At 70.9% G+C, this 18,766-nt stretch carries 17 protein-coding genes and 1 tRNA gene; 13 read left to right on the forward strand and 5 right to left on the reverse strand.

The annotated features are described in order from the left end of the window. The first annotated feature begins 173 nt into the window (after positions 1-173). On the forward strand, positions 174-2,282 hold the full coding sequence (gene tmk, locus D451_RS0112165) for a dTMP kinase (protein WP_017534611.1): 2,109 nt from the start codon (positions 174-176) through the stop codon (positions 2,280-2,282). A 51-nt stretch (positions 2,283-2,333) separates the two neighbouring features. Here the strand turns inward: tmk and D451_RS0112170 are convergent, their stop codons facing one another. Beyond that, entirely contained in the window at positions 2,334-3,155 is an 822-nt protein-coding gene (locus tag D451_RS0112170) for a hypothetical protein (protein WP_017534612.1), read from the reverse strand. Between the two features lie 107 nt (positions 3,156-3,262). Beyond that, positions 3,263-3,922 (reverse strand): hypothetical protein, encoded by a 660-nt coding sequence (locus D451_RS0112175; RefSeq protein ID WP_241463325.1) that lies wholly within the window; start codon positions 3,920-3,922, stop codon positions 3,263-3,265. Between the two features lie 454 nt (positions 3,923-4,376). Here D451_RS0112175 and D451_RS0112180 point away from each other — a divergent pair, with 454 nt between their 5' ends. From D451_RS0112180 to D451_RS0112200, 5 genes are all read left to right on the forward strand, one after another. Then, on the forward strand, positions 4,377-5,549 hold the full coding sequence (locus D451_RS0112180; RefSeq protein ID WP_017534614.1) for a DNA polymerase III subunit delta': 1,173 nt from the start codon (positions 4,377-4,379) through the stop codon (positions 5,547-5,549). 77 nt (positions 5,550-5,626) lie between these two features. Then, a complete protein-coding gene (locus D451_RS0112185; protein ID WP_017534615.1) occupies positions 5,627-7,186 on the forward strand; it encodes an alpha/beta hydrolase in 1,560 nt (519 codons plus the stop codon). A 105-nt stretch (positions 7,187-7,291) separates the two neighbouring features. Next, positions 7,292-7,364: transfer RNA gene (locus tag D451_RS0112190), tRNA-Thr, on the forward strand. A gap of 385 nt (positions 7,365-7,749) precedes the next feature. Continuing rightward, complete coding sequence (locus D451_RS0112195) at positions 7,750-11,067, forward strand: right-handed parallel beta-helix repeat-containing protein (RefSeq protein ID WP_017534616.1); 3,318 nt, start codon at positions 7,750-7,752, stop codon at positions 11,065-11,067. 59 nt (positions 11,068-11,126) lie between these two features. Then, complete coding sequence (locus D451_RS0112200) at positions 11,127-11,480, forward strand: hypothetical protein (protein ID WP_017534617.1); 354 nt, start codon at positions 11,127-11,129, stop codon at positions 11,478-11,480. A 9-nt stretch (positions 11,481-11,489) separates the two neighbouring features. On the opposite strand, the gene D451_RS28270 is transcribed toward D451_RS0112200, so the two are convergent. Further along, complete coding sequence (locus D451_RS28270; RefSeq protein ID WP_017534618.1) at positions 11,490-11,645, reverse strand: hypothetical protein; 156 nt, start codon at positions 11,643-11,645, stop codon at positions 11,490-11,492. 165 nt (positions 11,646-11,810) lie between these two features. Between D451_RS28270 and D451_RS0112210 the strand changes: the two genes are divergently transcribed. Beyond that, positions 11,811-12,026 carry a hypothetical protein gene (locus tag D451_RS0112210; protein ID WP_014910027.1) on the forward strand — a complete coding sequence of 72 codons (216 nt, stop codon included), beginning with the start codon at positions 11,811-11,813 and terminating at the stop codon, positions 12,024-12,026. A 42-nt stretch (positions 12,027-12,068) separates the two neighbouring features. After that, positions 12,069-12,458: a hypothetical protein gene (locus tag D451_RS0112215; protein ID WP_017534620.1), complete on the forward strand. Its 390-nt coding sequence runs from the start codon at positions 12,069-12,071 to the stop codon at positions 12,456-12,458. Between the two features lie 16 nt (positions 12,459-12,474). Here the strand turns inward: D451_RS0112215 and D451_RS0112220 are convergent, their stop codons facing one another. Continuing rightward, on the reverse strand, positions 12,475-13,158 hold the full coding sequence (locus tag D451_RS0112220; RefSeq protein WP_017534621.1) for a hypothetical protein: 684 nt from the start codon (positions 13,156-13,158) through the stop codon (positions 12,475-12,477). Between the two features lie 458 nt (positions 13,159-13,616). On the opposite strand from D451_RS0112220, the gene D451_RS0112225 reads away from it, so the two are divergent. Continuing rightward, on the forward strand, positions 13,617-13,859 hold the full coding sequence (locus tag D451_RS0112225; protein WP_017534622.1) for a hypothetical protein: 243 nt from the start codon (positions 13,617-13,619) through the stop codon (positions 13,857-13,859). A gap of 118 nt (positions 13,860-13,977) precedes the next feature. Beyond that, positions 13,978-14,511, forward strand: coding sequence for an RNA polymerase sigma factor (locus tag D451_RS0112230; RefSeq protein WP_014910770.1), 534 nt, complete (start codon positions 13,978-13,980; stop codon positions 14,509-14,511). 105 nt (positions 14,512-14,616) lie between these two features. On the opposite strand, the gene D451_RS0112235 is transcribed toward D451_RS0112230, so the two are convergent. Further along, positions 14,617-15,132, reverse strand: coding sequence for an inorganic diphosphatase (locus tag D451_RS0112235; protein ID WP_014910277.1), 516 nt, complete (start codon positions 15,130-15,132; stop codon positions 14,617-14,619). Between the two features lie 76 nt (positions 15,133-15,208). On the opposite strand from D451_RS0112235, the gene dacB reads away from it, so the two are divergent. The 3 genes from dacB to tilS all read left to right on the forward strand — a co-directional run bounded on the left by dacB (position 15,209) and on the right by tilS (position 18,745). Beyond that, a complete protein-coding gene (dacB, locus tag D451_RS0112240) occupies positions 15,209-16,564 on the forward strand; it encodes a D-alanyl-D-alanine carboxypeptidase/D-alanyl-D-alanine endopeptidase (protein ID WP_014909307.1) in 1,356 nt (451 codons plus the stop codon). A 133-nt stretch (positions 16,565-16,697) separates the two neighbouring features. Further along, positions 16,698-17,777 (forward strand): zinc-dependent metalloprotease, encoded by a 1,080-nt coding sequence (locus D451_RS0112245; protein ID WP_017534624.1) that lies wholly within the window; start codon positions 16,698-16,700, stop codon positions 17,775-17,777. After that, the gene (gene tilS, locus D451_RS0112250) at positions 17,774-18,745 is read left to right on the forward strand and encodes a tRNA lysidine(34) synthetase TilS (RefSeq protein WP_017534625.1); all 972 of its coding nucleotides are present in this window, start codon (positions 17,774-17,776) and stop codon (positions 18,743-18,745) included. The genes D451_RS0112245 and tilS overlap by 4 nt, the downstream gene beginning before the upstream one ends. The last annotated feature ends 21 nt before the right edge of the window (positions 18,746-18,766 follow it).

Raw genomic sequence — 18,766 nt, forward strand, 5'->3', positions numbered from 1 at the left:
CGTGACGTATACGGAACCTGACGGCCTGTCGGGGGTGGGGCTTCCGTACTACGCTGAGTGTGACCGGTGGGGGCGCTGAAACGAGTGCGCACCCCAGAGGCGCCCCCCGTTTTCTTGGACAGGTGTCCGATGCCCGTCATGTCCTATCCCCCTCGTCGATAATCTTGAGCGCTATGAGCAGATCTGCACCCCTGGGAGCGCCGGCCGAGGCGCAGAACGTCCTCGCGATCACACCCTTCCGAAGGCTGTGGGTCTCGCTTTCCCTCTCCAGCCTGGGTGACTGGCTGAGCCTGCTGGCGATGGTGTCCCTCGCGGCCATCTTCACCGCCGACGGCTCCCCCCTCGTCCACTACCTCGCGGTGGCGGCGGTCGTCGCCATCAAGCTCGCCCCCGCGATCCTCCTGAGCCCCCTGGCCGGGATCGTCGCCGACCGGCTGGACCGGCGGTGGACGATGGTCGGCGGCGACGTCCTGCGAGGCCTCCTCTACGTCTCCATCCCCGTCGTCGGTCTGCTGTTCCCGGGCTTCGCCCTCCAGTGGCTGCTGATCGCCGGCCTCCTGGCGGAGATCGTCGCCCTCTTCTGGACCCCGGCCAGGGACGCGACCATCCCCGGTCTGGTCCCCAAGAGGATGCTGGGGCAGGCCAACCGGCTCACCCTCCTGGCCACCTACGGCGCCGCCCCGATCGCGGCCCTGCTCTTCGCGGCCCTGGCCTCGATCAGCAACCTGCTGGGCGTCCTGATGCCCTCGATGGCCGCCCCCGAGGCGGACGTCGCCCTCTACCTGAACGCCCTCACCTTCTTCGTCGCCGCGATCGTCGTCGCGGCCCTGCCGCTGCCCAAGCACGCGGTCTCCAAGACCCTGCTGAGCCCCAACCGCGACGCCGAACTGCTGCGCTCCATCGGCCGCGGCCGTGAGGCCGTCGGCTCGGGCCCGCTCGCGCGCGGCGTGGTCATCGCCCTGGCGGTCACCGCGGCCGCCGGCGGTCTGGTGATCGGCGTGGGTCGTCCGCACGTGGAGCACCTCGGCGCGGGCAACGCCGGTTTCGGTGTCCTGGTCGCCGCGCTCTTCCTCGGTCTGGGCCTCGGCCTGGTGGCCGCCCCGCGCGTTCTGAAGAAGTTCAGCCGCCGCCGTTTCCTCGGCCTGTCCGTGGTGCCGGTCGCGCTGGCCCTGATCATCACCGGGGCGATCGGCGACATGGTCCTGTCCGCCGTCCTGGCCCTGGTCCTCGGTATGGGCGCCGGCCTGACCTGGGCGACCGGGACCCGGCTGATCGAGATCGACGTGGAGGACGAACAGCGCGAGCCCGCGTTCGCCCTCCTGCACGCCACCGGCCGGATCGCCCTGCTCGCGGCGGCGATCCTGGCCCCGCTGGCGGCCGGTCTGGCCGGCGACCACGAGATCCCGCTGGGAGGCCCGCTCAGCTACGACCTGAACGGCAGCGGAGTGGTGCTGCTGGTCGGCGGTCTCCTCGCCCTGATCCTGGCCGTGGTGAGCTATCGACAGGCCCAGGGCGACGACCCCGAGGCCGGCCCCGGCCTGTTGCCGGAACTGTTCGCGGCCCTGCGCGGGATCGACCCCGAGGTCGACGAGGGGGAACGCCCCGAGATCACCGGCACCTTCATCGTCCTGGAGGGCGGCGAGGGCGCGGGCAAGTCCACCCAGGTCCGCGACCTGACGGTGTGGCTGCGCGAACAGGGCTTCGACGTCGTGGGCACCCGGCAGCCGGGCGCCACCAAGCTGGGGATGCGGCTCCGCGGCATCCTGCTCGACCGGGAGAACTCCCACATCACCGACCGGGCCGAGGTCCTGCTCTACGCGGCCGACAAGGCCGACCACGTGGAGCAGGAGATCCTTCCGGCCCTGCGCCGGGGCGCGGTGGTGATCAGCGATCGCTACATCGACTCCATGCTCGCCTACCAGGGCGCCGGGCGCTCCCTGGACACGGAGGAGGTCCAGGAGATCAGCTCTTGGGCGACGCAGGGCCTGGTCCCGGACCTGACGGTGTTGCTGGACGTACGGCCCGAGGACGGCCTGTCCCGTCTGGGCGGCCCGGCCGACCGGATCGAGTCGGAGTCGGTCGAGTTCCACGACCGGGTCCGCAAGGGCTTCCGGGCGCTGGCCGAGGAGCACCCGGAGCGGTACCTGGTGTTGGACGCCCGTGAACCGCAGGAGAAGATCGCCCGGGAGATCCAGCGACGGGTGCGTCCGCTGCTGCCGGACCCGATCGACGCGGACTCGGAGGCGGTCACCGGCATGATCCCGGTGATCAAGCCCGAATAGGAGCGTGATCGAGGGCCCCTCGCCGATCTTCGGTGAGGGGCCCTCGTCGTGTCAGCGGGTGAGGGTCCAGTCGCCGCCGCGGCGGGCCCCGATCTCCAGGACGACCGTCCCCTCCCGCAGGGGCGCGCTCTCGTCGAGGGGCCCGTCCGACAGGACCATCGAGTCGCCGAGGTCCTCCAGGGTCCGGCTCCTGACGCTGAACGGCCCCTCCTCCTCGTAGGTCATCCTCAGGTCGTCCATGTCGTTGGGCGCCCACCAGAGCTGGACGACCTCGTCACCGGAGCCGGAGAAGACATCGTCCTCCGGTTCCCAGGGGACCGCGGCCGTCAGAGGTTCCACGACGAGCTCCCAGGCGCCTTCGGTCTCGACGCTCAGGTAGGCGATCTCCTCGTGCTGGAACGACGGGCCGAGCAGGCGACGTCCTTCATAGGGGCCCTCGGCCCATTCCACCCGGTTCATGGTCTCGCGGTCGGATTCCATGGCCCACACCATGAACTCTCCTTCCCCTTCATGGCGGAAGGAGAGGATCCGGGTGTCCTCGAAGGGGTCTCCCAGGTCGAGGAGGGTGTCACCGGTGCCGGAGCCCGACAGGGTCTCGGGTTCGGGGAAGGGCGGTGGATCGATCGCCTCCGGTGTCCCCCTCCGTTCGGTGGGCTCGTCGTCCACCCCACCGGCCTCAATGGTCGTCTCGGGGGTCGTGGGCGAGGCGTCGGCCGTAGGGGGTTCCGAGGCGCCGTCGGGGACCGATCGAAGGAGGGCGGCGATGGTGACCAGGACGAGGAAGACGGTCGCCAGACCGGCGCCGCCCAGCGCGACGAGGGTTCCGGTGGACAGACGGTGGGAGGCGGGTCCGGAGGGAGGGGGTGCGGTCACGAGGACTCCGTGCTCTCGGGGGACGACGAGGCTCCCATTGTGACCGCTCGAAGGATCCCCGTCGTGGCCCGGGCCGGAGGCGGTCGCCCCCGGCCCGGCTCATCGGGTCAGCGGGTGAAGGTCCAGTTCCCGTCCGCCGTCACCGCGAGCAGCAGCGTGCCCGCGGCCAGGGAGACCTCTCCTTCGTAGGCGCCGATCTCGTTGACGAGCAGGTCCCGGTCGGTGCTGGTGTAACTCCAGATGGCGAAGTTGCTCGCTCCGTCGTGCGTCATGCTCAGAGCGGTGATGCCCTCGGGGGTCCAGGCCAGTTGGACGACCTCGTCTCCGGCACCGACGAATTCGTCCTCGTCCTCTCCCCACGAGACGGCGGTGGACAGGGGCTCCAGGGTGATCTCCCAGGATCCGTCCGCGCTGATCTCCAAGGCGGCGGCCTCCTCGCGCTCGCCGGCGTTGTAGAGGACCCGGCCCTCGTAGGCGCCGATGACGTTGGCGAGCATGTCGCTGTTGTCGCCGCCGGAGGTCAGGGTGCGCACGGTGAAGTTCGAGGCTCCGCCGTGGCTCAAGGTGGCGATGCGGGCGTCGTCATGGAGGTCGATCTCGACGACGGAGTCGCCGACCCCGCTGTACTCCAACGTCTCGGGCTCGGGGAACGCCGGCTCCTCCTCCTCTTCCTCCTCCACGGCCTGTTCGTTCTCCGCCTCGGTGACGGCCTCCGGTGCGGACGTGGCACGGGGCTCACGAGGGGGGTCGTCCGAGAGCACCGACATACACGCCCCCATCAAGAGGAGGACGAGAAGGATGGCGACGGCCCCTCCGCAGCCGAGAGCGGCTTTCGCGCCGGTCGACATACCCCGCTTCGGGGAGGGCGCAGGGGGGGTTCTGGGACGGTCCGTGCGGCCCGGGGCCGTAAGGGCCCTGGGGGTACGGGGAGCCCGGGCCGTGGCCGTGGGGCGGGTGCGGTGGGGGAGGTGGCTGGGACATGGTCGCTCCGACCGTTTCGGGGGACAGGGGGATGCCACGGATGCGGAGCGGGCGCGTGTGGTCGAGCACCAATCTAGTCGAAATGCCCGAAGGGTTGGGTTCTGGCCGCTGCCGGCCTCGCCCCCTGGGAGGTGCGACGGCCGAAGGCCCACAGGGAAGAGGGGCTGTGGAAAACGGTCCGGGTGTCGTCGGGGACTTCTATCCTGGGGACGGACATTCCACGTGGCCCGGGGGGCAAGCTTGACGGTCTTCGACGACCTCGTCGGCCAGGAGGCGGCGAGCGCACAGCTGAGTCGGGCGGTCGCCGGCGCCGCCGACCTCATCGCGGGCGGGAAGGGCGCCGGGATGACGCACGCCTGGCTGTTCACCGGCCCGCCGGGGTCCGGAAGGGAGGAGGCCGCGCGGGCCTTCGCCGCGGCCCTTCAATGTCCCGACGGCGGCTGTGGCCACTGCGATTCCTGCCATCAGGTCCTCGCCGGCACCCACCCGGACGTGCTCTACGTACGCCCCAGCGGGCTGAGCTTCGGTGTGGCCGCCACCCGTGACCTGGTCCTGCGCGCGGGTTCCAAGCCGTCCGGCGGCAACTTCCGGATCGTGCTCTTCGAGGACGCCGACCGTGCCACGGAGGCGGCCTCCAACGCCCTGCTCAAGGCGGTGGAGGAACCCTCTCCCCGAACGGTGTGGCTGCTGTGCACGCCCACCCCCGACGACCTGCTGATCACCATCCGTTCCCGGTGCCGGCTGGTCACCCTCGCCACCCCGGGCACCCGCCAGATCGTCGACGCCCTGGTCATGCGCGAGGGCGTGGACACCGTCACCGCCGAATCGGCGGCCCGGGCCTCGGCCGGCCGTATGGACCGGGCGCGGCAGCTCGCCACCGACCCGGAGGCGCGTCGCCGCCGTGAGGAGGTGCTGGCCATCCCGGCGAGGCTCGACGGGCTCGGTGCCTGCGTCACCGCGGCCGCCCGGCTGTACGAGATCGCCGAGGAGGAGTCCAAGGCGCTCACCACGGCCCTCAACGAGAAGGAGAAGGACGAGCTCAAGGCGGCCTTCGGCGAGGGCTCCACCGGTAAGGGGGTGGCCAAGGCGGTCCGGGGCGCGGCGGGTGCCCTCAAGGACCTGGACGAGCGCCAGAAACGTCGGGCCACCCGGATCAAACGCGATTCCTACGATCGGGCCCTGCTCGACTTGGCGGCCTTCTACCGGGACGTGCTCGCCCTCCAACTCGGGGCCACCGTGGAGCTGTCCACCGGGGAACGTTCCGGGGACCTGGAGCGGATCGCCCGCGCGGGTACCCCGGAGTCCACGCTCCGCCGTATCGACGCGATCATGGCCTGTCGTGAGCGGATCGCCGCCAACGTGCATCCGCAGATCGCCATGGAGGCGATGACCTCCGCCCTGTTGGCGGGTTGAACACCGCGGCCCCAGGGGCCGGGTATCGGCCCGATCCGCGAGAATCGGGGCACGACGACGAGTGGAGGCGGATACGGGTGGGTGCCAGGGTGCGTGTGGGGGCGACACTGCTCGCCGGAGCGGTGCTGCTCTCCGGATGTGGTCTCGGTGGTGGGGACACGGCAGGTGAGGACGGCGGGGCGCCCGTGGAGTTCACCGAGCAGGAACTCGCCTGGGAGGAGTGCGAGAGCGGCCTTCCCGGCAGTGAATGCGCGGTCTTCGAAGTGCCGATGGACTACGACGCCCCCGATGGGGAACGGATCGAGATCGCGGTCAAGCGCGTCCCCGCGACCGGGGACGAGGCCCTGGGGTCCCTGGTGGTCAACCCCGGTGGTCCGGGGGGATCCGGATACGACTTCGTCGATCACTCTCCGTACACCGTGAGCGAGGCCGTGCGCGCGAACTTCGACGTGGTGGGCTTCGACCCTCGGGGTGTGGGCCGCAGTACACCTCTGACCTGTCTGGACACCGAGGAGATCGACGACCTTCTCGGTACCGACTACGGCACCGGGCGGGGCGCCGACGACCTCGCCGACCTCAGCCCCGAGGGCCTGGAGCAGATCGAGGACACGAGCCGGTCGTTCGTCGAGGCCTGCGAGGAGAACGCGCCCGACCTCATGCGCAACATGGGGACCGCCGACGTCGCCCGGGACATGGACCTGCTGCGCGCGCTGCTCGGCGACGACCGGCTGACCTACCTGGGGGCCTCCTACGGCACCCACATCGGCGCGCAGTACGCCGAACAGTTCCCCGATCGGGTACGCGCGCTGGTCCTCGACGGAGCGGTCGACCCGAGCCAGGACCAGCTGAGCGTCAGCGTTCAACAGGCCACCGGTTTCGAGACCGCGCTCAGGGCCTTCGTCGAGGATTGCCTGGGAACGGCGGAATGCCCGATCGGTGAGCGGGGCGACACGGTCGAGGAGGGCATCGCGAACCTGGAGGCCTTCCTGGACGAGGTCGCCGTCGAACCGTTGGACACCGCCACGGACGACGGGCGTGAGCTCAACAAGGCCCGCGCCGAGCTCGGTGTGCTCGCGGCCCTGTACACGGAGAGCTGGTGGCCGCGGGTGCGGGAGGCGCTCACCGACGCGATGGAGGGCGGGGACGGTACCGGCCTGCTGTTGCTCGGCGACGACCTTTACGGGCGCGGGGACCGTGCCGAGTACGAGAACTCCACGGCGGCCCTCATGGCGGTGAACTGTTCGGACTCTCCGGCACCGCGCGAGCTGGAGGCCTACGCGGAGGCGGCGGCCCTGGCGGGCGAGGAGTCCCCGGTCTTCGGCCCGACGTTGGCCTGGGGTGCTCTGCCCTGCGCCTTCTGGCCGGAGGAGGCGGTGGCCCCGCAGGCCGAGCTGAACGCGGCCGGCGCCGATCCGATCATGGTGCTGGGGACCACGCGCGATTCGGCCACCCCCTACGCCTGGTCGGAGGCGCTCGCCGATCAGTTGGAGTCGGGTTTCCTCGTCACCCGGGACGGCGATGGCCACACCGGCTACCGGATGGGCGACGACTGCGTGGACGAGATCGTCGACGGCTACCTGCTGGAGCTGTCCGTGCCTGAGGACGGCGGGGTCTGCGCCGCGGCCCTCGCGGGCTGACGAGGCGGCATCGGGGGACCGTCTCCGTTCGGCCGGGGTGTACGCCCCACTCTCCGAAGGCGCTAGACTGGTTCCTGCTTCGCCACGTGCGACACGTGGCGACGTGCCGCCTTAGCTCAGTCGGCAGAGCGATTCACTCGTAATGAATAGGTCATCGGTTCGATTCCGATAGGCGGCTCGGCCCTCTCAGGCCCGTCCGGGACACCCGGACGGGCCTGAGGCGTTTCCGGGGGCGGTCGCACGGCGACGGCCCCCGGGACACCGGCGGACGCCACGGTGCATGGCGCATCGGCGCCACCTCCCGGGAGCTCTACGACGCTACGCTCCGCCGCGCCATCGCCGACGACGGGACCACGGCGCCATCGGCCCGGCGGGAACCGAGACGAAGATCGAGGACGGGGTGTTCTCCGAAAGCCGGGGCCACGGGCGCGACGGATTCTGACCGACCCTGGCCACAAGGGGGTGCGTCGTCTCGGATTCCCCGTCTCTGAGGTGGATACGGTACATATCGCAGACCCTCTGGCGCGGCGTGGCGGCCGCTACCCCCTTGGGAGTCGATGGAGATGATCACGGTCCGCGTCTCGAAGTCAGACCCCGCCTCGGTCTCCTCCCTGGGGCAGGTGATCCGGGACCCTCGTTACGCGGGTTCGGACCTGTACCTGCGGGTGGACCCGGGCGACTATGTGGAGCCCCAGGTCATCGGGGTGCTGCGGCATGTGGTGGTGGTGCCCGCCGAAGGGGCGGGCACGGTCACCGTCAGCGCGGCCGATGAGACCAACGTCTTCAACGTGCACGAAGGCGGCCATCTGGAGATCCACGGCATCGGTGTCCGCAGTTCCTCGGACGACTATCCGCCCCTGTACGCGCAGGAGGGAGCCCGGCTCCGGGCGGTGGACTGTGTCTTCACCGCGCCGCGACGGGTCAACGTCGTGGGCGCGCGGGCGGAGCTCGTCGGTTGCCGTTTCGAGGACAGCGGACTGCTGTGGGACTCCGGAGAGGGGTCGGTGCGCGACTGCTACTTCGCCAAGGCGGTGATCGCGGTCCAAGGGGAGTGCTCTCCGAGGATCAGCGGGACGATCTTCACCGGGGCCCACGACGACTGGCACACCCTCTACGTCTCGGGGGCCTCGCCCGAGGTGTCCGATTGCGCGCTGGTCGACGGAGGCGGGATCTATGTGCGCGACCGCGCCACCCCGGAGTTCACCGACGTGCGCGTCACCGGGGCCCGCGACTGGCCGGTCCGGGTGTACGAGCGTTCCCGCGCGAGCTTCACCCGGCTGGTGGTGGAGGCGCCGCGGAAGGAGGGCACGGACGCGTTCTTCGTCCACGGAGACTCCGAGAGCGTGCTGCACGACTGCGAGATCACCGGTTCCACCCGTACCGGATTGGCGATCGAGGGCGGAAGGCTCACCGTGCACGGCCTCACGGTGACCGGGGCGGCGGCCGACGCGGTTCTCGTCGACGGCGGTGAGGCGGCCCTCACCGACGTTCGATGCTCGGGCGTGGGCAAGGCGGCGTTGTTGGTGGCGGACGGCGCCAGGGTGTCGGTCTCCGGTATGTCGGTCTCCGAGAGCACGCAGGAGGGGCGGGGCGCGATCGCGTCGGTCCGCTCGCGGTTCGAGGTGAGCGATCTGCGGGTCAGCCGCTGGCACGGACCGATGGCCATCGTCGTGGGCGGTGGCGGTGTCTTCGAGGACATCGTCGGCCATGAGGTGGGTTCGGGGATCCACAGCCGTGAGGACGCCACGATCACCGTGCGCGGCATGGTGCTGCGCGAGGCCCGGGAGGACGGGCTGAACATCCTCGACGGCACCGAGGTACGTCTGGTGGACGCCGACCTGTCCGAGTGCGGAGAGGACGCGGTCTACGTCCAGGGAGGGTACGTCACGGTCCGCTCCTCCACCCTGTCCGGCAGTGGTGAGCGCGGTGTACGGGTGGGCGCGGGCGGTGTCGCGGCGCTGGAGGACACCGCGATCCGCGATGGGCGCGGGGACGGGCTCATGGTCGAGGACGGTGGTCGGGTCCGGCTGGTGCGGTGCACGGTCTCCGGGAACGACGACTCGGGTCTGTGGGCCGCCGACGACGCCTCGGTCTATCTGGAGGACACCACCTTCGGCGGGAACCGGGGCGGCGACGGCGATCGGGTCGTGGTCCGGGGGACGAGGGGCGCGGCCACGGGTCCGGGGCGGATACTCGGCGGTGTCGGGGAGGGCTCGGTACGGGACCGGGAACGCTCGCTGGAGTCCCTGCTCACCGAGTTGGACGCGCTGGTGGGGCAGGAGCGGGTCAAGCGGGAGGTGCGGGCCCTGGTCGACCTGCAACGGGTGAGCGCCAAGCGTGTGGCCGCCGGTCTGCCCGCGTTGAACGTCGGCCGTCACCTGGTGCTCGCGGGCCCGCCGGGGATCGGCAAGACCACCGTGGCCCGGCTGTACGGGGAGATCCTGTGCTCCCTGGGCGGCCTGGAGCGGGGCCCGTTCGTGGAGGTGGCCCGCCCCGACCTGGTGGCCGAGTACCAGGGCGGGACCCGGACCAGGGTCCTGGAGGCGGTGGAGCGGGCGCGCGGCGGTGTGCTGTTCGTGGACGGGGCGCACGCATTGGTCGAGGAGGAGCCGGAGGAGTCCGATCCGCACGGCCGGGAGGTCGTCGACACCCTGGTCGGGGCGATGTCGGAGCCGGGAAAGGGGTTCGTCCTGGTCCTGGCCGGGCACTCCGATCGACTCGGAGAACTCCTGGAGGCCTCGCCGGGGCTGCGGGAGCGGGTGGCGCGCACGATCGAGTTCGAGGACTACTCTCCCGAGCAGCTCATGGGGATCTTCGCGGGGGAGGCCGGGGAGCGGGGCCGCACCCTGGGCGAGGGGGTGCGCGAGCTGTTGGTCGAGCATTTCCGGCGGCGGATGAAGGACGAGGCCTTCGACAACGGCCGCGAGGTGCGCAGGGTTCTGGACGGGGCGATCCGAGCCCACTCGGAGCGGATCGCCGAGGGCGGCTACACGACCGTGGACGATCTGAGCCGCTTCCGGGCCGAGGACCTGGAGAGCGCCACCGCCGCCGCCGCGGGCGGCGCCTCCGGTCGGGGCGGGGGCCGGGTGGCCTCGTTGATGGCGGGGTTGGACGCCATGGTGGGGATGTCCGACGTCAAGGACGCCCTGTCGGGGAGGTTGGCCGGATTGTTGACGGCGGGCCGTGCGGGTGGTGGGCCCTCACGTCACCTGGTCTTCCTGGGGGAGCGGGGGACCGGGCGGACCACGGTGGCCGGCATCTACGCGGAGCTGTTGGCGGCTCTGGGCCTGACGTCGCGTGGGCGGCCGGTGCGTCTTCGCGCCGGGGAGCTGGTGGAGCGGGGCGAGGTCTCACGGCGGGCCCGGGAGGCCTTCGACCTGGCGCACGGCGGGGTGCTCCTGATCACGGACGCGCACGACGTGGTCGGGGAGGAGGAGGCGGCCGGCGCGCTCGTCGAGCTCATGGGCGAACACCACGACGATGTGGTGGTGGTCCTGTGCGGTGCCGAGGAGGGGGCTCGCGCGTTCCTGTCCGACCATCCCGATCTGGAGGCGAGGTTCGGCGCGGTGGTGGGGTTCTCCTCGTACACGGACGAGGAGCTGCTCAGGATCTTCGTGGGCGTCGCGGAGGAGGTCGATCTCGCGGTTCCGGAGAGGACCCGTGCGGTGGTGGCGGAGGCGATCGAGGCGTGCTCCGAGCGGTTCGCCGCGGGCAACGGGCATGAGGTGCGCGCGCTGTTCCAGGCGTGCGCGGCCCGTCAGGCACGTCGGATCGAGGGGTGGGTCCGTTCGGGGAGGGTCCTGGACCTGGAGGAGTTGCAGACGCTGCTCCCGGAGGATGTCCCCGGGGAGGACGGGGCAGGGAGCGCCTTGGCGGAATGATGACCCCGCGTGAACAGGTGTTGTGCCTGCTGTGTCCGAAGTATGGGTAGGTGGGCGTTATGAGCCTGATGTTCATGCTGTTCGCCCTGATGGGCGCGGTGGTCGTTCTGGCCGGCGGATCCTACGTCCTGCGCGAGGTGCTCGCCCGGATGGAGCCGCGGAGCGAGGTCGCCGAACCCGAGCCGCCGCCGGCGGAGGTCCCGCGCCCGCACGTGGGCGGTTACGTGCCCGCCGACCGAGGGGTCGACGAACTCCCCTCCGGGCTTCGTGAGCGTGCGCGCAATCTGGTCGCCCTGGACCGCGCCGACGAGGCGGTCAGGCTGCTCCGGCCGCACCTGGACGGGGACGAGGAGCGCGCCCGGCGGGCCCTTCGGCGTCTGGACGAGGGCGGTCGCCCCGCCCTGGAGTCCTGAGCGGGCGGCTCAGGTCCTGGAACGGTTCTGGAGCCAGCCCCAGATCGCGGTGGCGACGAAGAGGATCGCGCCGATGACCGCCAACCAGAACAGCCCCTTGATCAGGGTGCCGAGGATGGCGAGGATCAGCCAGACGGCGAGCAGGACGAGGATGAGATACACCATGTTCGCTCCTGGGGACGGTGTCGTGCGGTGCCGGTGGCCTACCCGGCGTGGTGGTGTCCGAAGCCTCCTCGGAAGAGGCCGAGGTGACCCTTGGGAACGATGTTCTCACTCGTGGTGTTCGATGCGGGTGTGTGCGAAGGGCGAGTTCTGGGGAGGGAAGGGAACATGAGTCTGGAAGAAGCGTCACGTCAGTTGGAAGCCGCGGTCCACGACGCTCGTGTGGCCTTCGATTGCATCCTGTTGGACGAGGTGGACCGGGCGCATACCAATGCCATCACCGCGCGGGCGGCCGTGGACGCCGCCGAGTACGCGCTCCGGGTGGAACTGGAGAGGCGTGAGGCGGGCGAGGAGGATTCGTCGGAGACGGCGGAATCGGACTGATCCGACCCTTCGAACCCTCGAACACACGTTCGAGCAATGGGTATGCTGTCCGGTATGCCCGATCAGTCCCTGACGTCGGACTGGCCCGCGAGTGTGCACCCACCCGGGTCGGACTCCTTCGAGCAGACGGCCCTGGAATGGCTCTTCGACCAGGTGCCGGCCGATTACCGGCTACACGGAGTGCTGCGACGCCACCCCGTGGCCCTCTCCCGCCTGGTCCGGCACTACGTGTCGGCCACCTTGGACGCCACGCGGGAGGGCTACCGTACGGCCCGTGTCGACCTGCGCGACCGGTTGCCTCCTCACGCGTTGGACCAGGTCATGGAGGCCTACCTCGCCGAAGGGCGCCGGACCGCGGCGCTCCTCCGCTCCATCGAGGTCGTGGATCGCGCGCTGCGCCGGGCAGGCACGGAACAGTCCCACGATGAGTGAGCCGGAGGCGGGAGCCTCAGGCCGTGACCCGGACCAGCACCGCGATCTCGTCCCCCGTGTTCACCAGGTGCCGACGTTCCCCGCCACCACCGCCCACCACACGGGCCCGGTCGATGGCCAGTTCGGTGGCCGAGAGCATCCGTCCGTCGGTTTCGGCGGCGATCAGGTGGGCGCGCCCCCTGACCAGGCACAGCACCTCCAGCGCGTGCGGCCCCTCGGAGCGCGGGACGGGGCCGGGGACGAACCCGTTCGGTTCGAGGGCTACGGTGGTCACCCGGAATCGTCCCCCGACCCGACGGCGGGTGGAGCGCGGTGCGGGCTGCCAGCTCCCACGACGGCTCGGCCACAGGGTGGGTCGGTGGAGCGAGGCCGCCGCGGCGCGTGCGGCGGTGACCACCTGTCCGAGCGTCGGAAGCCCGCGCGCGTCCAGGTGGGCGTAGCCGGAGGAACGTCCGGCGTCGACGACGTCGCCGATCCCGTCCAGGGAGACGGGCGCGGTGCGAGGCCGGGGAGCGTGCCCGACGGCGGTGGGACGATCGGCGGTCGGCGCGGAGGACTGCTGGGGCATCGTGAGAGGATCCTTCACGTGTACACGGCGCTTCGCGTGAGGAAGGGCCGTGGAGATGTCGTCATGGGGCCACGAGGGCTCCGAGGCGGTGAGGGTGGTCTCTCCGAACGCGCGTCCGGAGAGGGGCGTCACCCGAGTGGACTCCGTTCACGGCCGTCTCACACCGAAAGGCGGGGGCCGTTCACAGGTCGGTCGTGCGGGGTCGAACGATGTGGACCCCGGTGGCGCGGCTCAGCGACGACAACACGGACACGCCGCACAGGCCGGCAGGCAGGAGGCCCCGAAGGGGGCCGTACGAGCCATGGCGTTGGTGCGGGTGCGCGGATACATGGAGGTAAGCAGACCAGCAAAGCCGGTGGTGCGTCAAGCGAACGCCGGGAATCACGCGTGTCGAACCGCTCACCGCGGAGACATCCCGGGCGTGTTGCGGCGCGGGCCCCGTGGTGGTGACATGTGGAACCCGAGAGAGCGGCCTTCTCGTCGCCCCGGGATCCACTTCCCAGTACAGCCGTAGCGACAGGAGTGGCAGTGCAGCCGTCCGTTCCCAGAGGGCAGCCTTGACCCCCGAGGTACAGGGCCGGTGGGCGCGTGTGCTGGTGCGTGCCCTGGTGGTGGTCGCCGCCGGCGTGATGGCCCTGGGGTTCCTGGGGCCGGAGGCCGCTCTGTTGGTCTCCTTCCTGGCCGTGCTCACCTACGTGCTGCTGTGGCTGCGAACCAGGTACGCGGGGCTGCTCTTCACGGACGAACGTTCCCGGGACGGATCCGTCCACAGGGAGGGGCCGCACGACCCGCCGCGAGGACCGGAACCCCGGCGGCCTCCCGATGACGACTGAGGTCCCCGGCGGCGAAGGGCCCCCTTCGACGGACGACGCGTACGGCCGAGGGGGAGGGGGACGCGTCTTTCGGAGAACCGGGCGGCTTCACGGGGCGCGCGGCGTAGATTCTGAACTCATGACGGACCGGGACCTCCTCCACGCCCTGCGTTCCGGACCCACCCCGACGGGTGAGGTCTACGCGTGGCTTCTCGACGCGTACGGGGAGGAGCTCTACCGGCACTGTCTCCGGAACCTGGGGGATCGCGACGCCGCGCACGTCGTGCTTCGGGACACTCTGATCGTCGCTCGGGCGCACAGTGTGCGACTGGTGGACGACGGTCGGCTGGGGGAGTGGCTGCACGCGTTGGCCGAGACGGAGTGCGAGCGTCATCGCGACTGTGTCTGGGGGGATCGTCCTCCGGAGCACACGGTCTCTTCGAGAGGGGACGACCTGGTCCGCGTCCTGGTGCTCAACGGGATGAACGGGCCGGAGCTGGACGGGTATCGGGCGCACGTGGCGGTCCGGGCGGGCCGGTTCGACGATCAGGGCTTCCCTCTGGGGCCGGGGCCGTGCGACGTGTTGGCCCGCACGTCGGTCTCGGTGTTCGTCCCCTTGGTCCTCATGCTCTCCGGTGCGCTGCTGGTGCTCTTCCTGACCGGAGCCGACTAGGAGGTCGGATCCGGTGGGTCGGAGGGCTCGTGCGAGGGCGTTCGCCCCCGGGAACACTCCGACCCGCCGGAACTCACCGGGTGCCGAGACAGGCGCGGCGACCGGTCACGAGGTGATGTGCGAGGAGTCGCCGTGCACGCCGGCCTCCTCGGCACGCTTCACCGAGGCGATGATCTCCTGCTCGGCCTCGTGACGACCGACCCAGCTGGCGCCCTCGACGGACTTGCCGGGCTCCAGGTCCTTGTACACGGTGAAGAAGTGCTCGATCTCGAGACGCTCGAACTCGTTCACGTGGTGAATGTCACGCAGGTGCTCCATGCGCGGGTCCGTCGCCGGAACGCACAGCAGCTTGTCGTCACCACCGGCCTCGTCGCGCATACGGAACATGCCGATGGCGCGCGCGCGGATGAGGCAGCCCGGGAAGGTCGGAGCCTTCAGCAGGACGAGGGCGTCCAAAGGATCCCCGTCCTCTCCGAGAGTCCCGTCGACGAAACCGTAGTCGGCGGGGTAGGTGGTGGAGGTGAACAGCATGCGGTCGAGACGGATACGACCGGTCTTGTGGTCCACCTCGTACTTGTTGCGTTCCCCCTTGGGGATTTCGATCGTAACGTCGAATTCCATGCTGATCTCGGCTCCCAATGCGACTAATGTCGCCGTATAACTACAACGTCAGGCCGCGACACCGAAGGAAGGGCAGGTGCCCCGGGTGCGACGGGTACGAGGCGAGGCGTTCCTCGCGCTGGCCCTGCTCAACATATTCGTGCTGATCACCGGGTTCGTCGCCCTGGACGTGATCGAGGCACGACCGCTTCCGGCGGTGCCCAATCCCGTCACACGTGCCGATGGCGCGGCGGCGGTGGAGACCACGGCCCCGACTCCGGCGGATCCGGAACGGATCGCGGACATCCTCGATGATCCCATGTCATCCTCCGGGCTCGAGGACGGCCTCTCCGGTTATGTGGTCGACGGCCTCACCGGAGACACCCTCTTCGAACGGGACGCGGACGCCCCGGTGACCCCGGCGTCGACGACCAAGATCGCCACGGCCGTCACCGTTCTGAACGCGGTCGGCCCCGACCACGTGCTCCACACCGAGGTCTATCTCGATCCGGCGGAGAACCGAGTGGTGCTCCGAGGCGCGGGCGACGCGACCTTGACCGTCACGGCCGATTCAGCAGCCTACCCGCAGGTAGCCACATTGGAGGAGCTCGCCGAGGACACCGCGGCCGCCCTCGCGGGTCTGGGGCTCGACACGGTCACCGTGGGATACGACGACTCCCTCTTCACCGGTCCCGACACCGGTCCGGGCTGGAAGCCCAACTACGTCACCGAGGGCAGCACCGCCACCATCCACGCCCTGCTCGTCGACCAGGGCCGGGTCGACCCGGACGTGTCCACCCGCGTTCCCGACCCGCCCAAGGCCGCGGCCGAGGCCTTCGCCGACCAGCTCGAGCTGGCCGGGCTGACCGTCGAGGGGGAACCCGACGAGGCCGACTCCGTGGGAGAGCCCATCGCCTCCGCGGAGTCCGCTCCGGTGAGCTCCCTGGTCGAGTTCATGCTGTTGGCCAGCGACAACAACATGGCCGAGGCCCTCGGACGGATCGCCGCCCTGGAGATGGGCGAGGAACCGGACTTCCCGGGCGCGGCGGCCGCCACCCACCGCGTCATGGAGGACCTGGGCATCGAGGGGGTGAGGTTGTCGGACAACAGCGGATTGAGCACCAAGAACCGCATCACCCCTCGGGCCCTGGTCCGGTTGGTCCGGACGGCCTCGGAGGACCCCGCGCTCAACGCCACCCTGACCGGACTGCCCACCGCGCACTCGACCGGGACTCTGGCCGGACGCTACTCCGAGTACTCCACCTCGAGCGACGCCGCGGGGATGGTCCGGGGCAAGACCGGCACCCTCGACGGGGTGAGCACTCTGGCCGGCACCGTGCACGACCAGGAGGGCAACGTGTTCCTGTTCGCCCTCATGGCCAACAGCGAAGGGGCGACCGGCCCTCAACTCGACACGCTCGCCGCCGCGCTGAGCCGCTGCGGCTGTTCGTGACGGGCGCACGCGCGAGGGGCACGGGCCCCGACGGGTTTTCGGGTCGGCTCGGGGAGAACCCGGGGTCTGCCCTGAAATAGAGCCCTGATCCCCGTGCCCCCGCGTTCTCCGTGGGTAGGCTGACGGTGTGACTGTGATCGACTGGGACGTAGCCGTCAATACCGGTGTCCGCCTCGTGCGCCCTGGGCCGCAGGTGGACCTGTCCGACGCGCGGCAGGCCGTGGCGCAGTTGCGCGAGCTCTCCGGCGTGGCGGCCGGGCACGTGCGCGACTTCACCGGAATGAACCCCCTCGAACCCTCGGGCCCCGCGGTCATCGTGGACCGTCCCGGATGGATTCGAGCCAACGTCGACGGGTTCCGAGTGGTACTCGAACCCGTACTCCAACAGATGGGCGCCGACCGGCTGAACAGCGGTCCGGCCGGAAACCTGGCCGGCGCGGTCGGTTCCCGGATCACCGGAGTGCAGCTCGGCGCGGTCCTGGCCTACCTGGCCGGAAAGGTCCTCGGCCAGTACGAGCTGTTCCTGCCGCCGGACCCCGACGGACACTCGCCGACCGGGCGACTGACCCTGGTGGCGCCCAACATCGTCAACACCGAGCGCGAACTCGACGTCGATCCCCGCGACTTCCGCCTGTGGGTCTGCCTGCACGAGGAGACCCACCGCATGCAGTTCACGGCCACGCCGTGGCTGCGGGGTCACGTCCAGCAGCTCATGCAGGAGTTGCTGCTGTCCACGGAGATGGACGCCTCCGACCTCATCGACCGCCTGAGGCAGGCCGGCGAGGCGGTCGCCGACGCGGTGCGCGGCGGCGACGGCAACCTGCTCACCGCCTTCCAGACGCCCGAGCAGAGCGCCCTCATGGACCGGGTCACCGCGGTCATGAGCCTGGCCGAGGGGCACGGCGACTACGTGATGGACGCGGTCGGCCCCGACGTCGTGCCCTCGGTCGAGAGGATCCGCTCCCGTTTCCAGAAGCGGCGCGAGACCTCCAACCCGCTCGACCGGATCATGCGACATCTCCTGGGCATGGACCTGAAGATGAAGCAGTACGAGGAGGGCGCCTCCTTCGTCCGCCAGGTGGTCGCGCAGGTCGGTATGGCCGAGTTCAACAAGGTGTGGACCTCTCCCGAGACGCTGCCGACGATCGAGGAGATCCGTCAGCCCTCGCGGTGGATCGAGCGGGTCGTGCGGCCCGCCGTCATCACCGAGTGAGCGGGCCTCCCCCCGCCGTGGCCGCCGTACGTTCGGCGGTGCGGCGGGGTCTGCGTGCCCTGCCCGAGGACACCACCGTGCTGGTGGCGTGCAGCGGCGGGGCCGATTCGTTGGCCCTGGCCGGGGCGCTCGCCTTCGAGGCGCCCCGGGTCGGGCGTACCGCCGGCGCCGTCACCGTGGACCACGGGCTCCAGGAGGGTTCGGCCGAGCGCGCCGAGTCCGTGGCCGGGACCCTGCGCGGACTGGGGCTGGCGCCCGTCATGGTCGAGACCGTGCGGGTGACCGGGGCGGGCGGCCCCGAGGCCGCGGCCCGACGCGCCCGCTACCGGGCCCTGAACACGGCGGCCCGCGCGCACGCCCCCGCCGCGGTCCTGCTCGGACACACCCTCGACGACCAGGCGGAGACGGTTCTGCTGGGACTGGCCCGCGGGTCGGGGGCCCGTTCCCTCTCCGGGATGGCGGCGCGCGGGGACGTCCATCACCGGCCGCTGCTGGAGCTGGACCGGGCCACGGTCCGTCGGGCATGTCTGCTGATGGGGTTGGACCCCTGGGAGGACCCGCACAACCACGACCCCCGCTTCGCCCGTTCCCGGGTCCGACACGAGGCGTTGCCCGCCCTGGAGAAGGCGCTGGGGCCGGGGATCACCGCCGCCCTGGCGAGGACCGCGGGCATGCTCCGGGACGACGCCGACGCCCTCGACGCCCTCGCCGTCGAACTGCGCGAGCGGGCCCGATCGGACGGAGAGGGCCTGGACGTGGCATCGCTGGAGCGGGCCGAGGCCGCTCTGCGCACCCGTGTGCTGCGGGCGGCCGCCCTCGACGCCGGCTGTCCCGCCACCGACCTGGCCGCCCGGCACGTGCGCGAACTCGACCGGCTGGTCACCGAGTGGCGTGGCCAGTCCCACATCGACCTGCCCGGCGGGGTCCGCGGCCGTAGGGCGGCCGGGCGGATCCTCTTCGAGCGCTGAGCCGGGACACCGAAGGCCACC

The organism is Nocardiopsis alba DSM 43377 (assembly GCF_000341225.1).
In the GTDB taxonomy this organism is placed as follows: Bacteria; Actinomycetota; Actinomycetes; order Streptosporangiales; family Streptosporangiaceae; genus Nocardiopsis; species Nocardiopsis alba.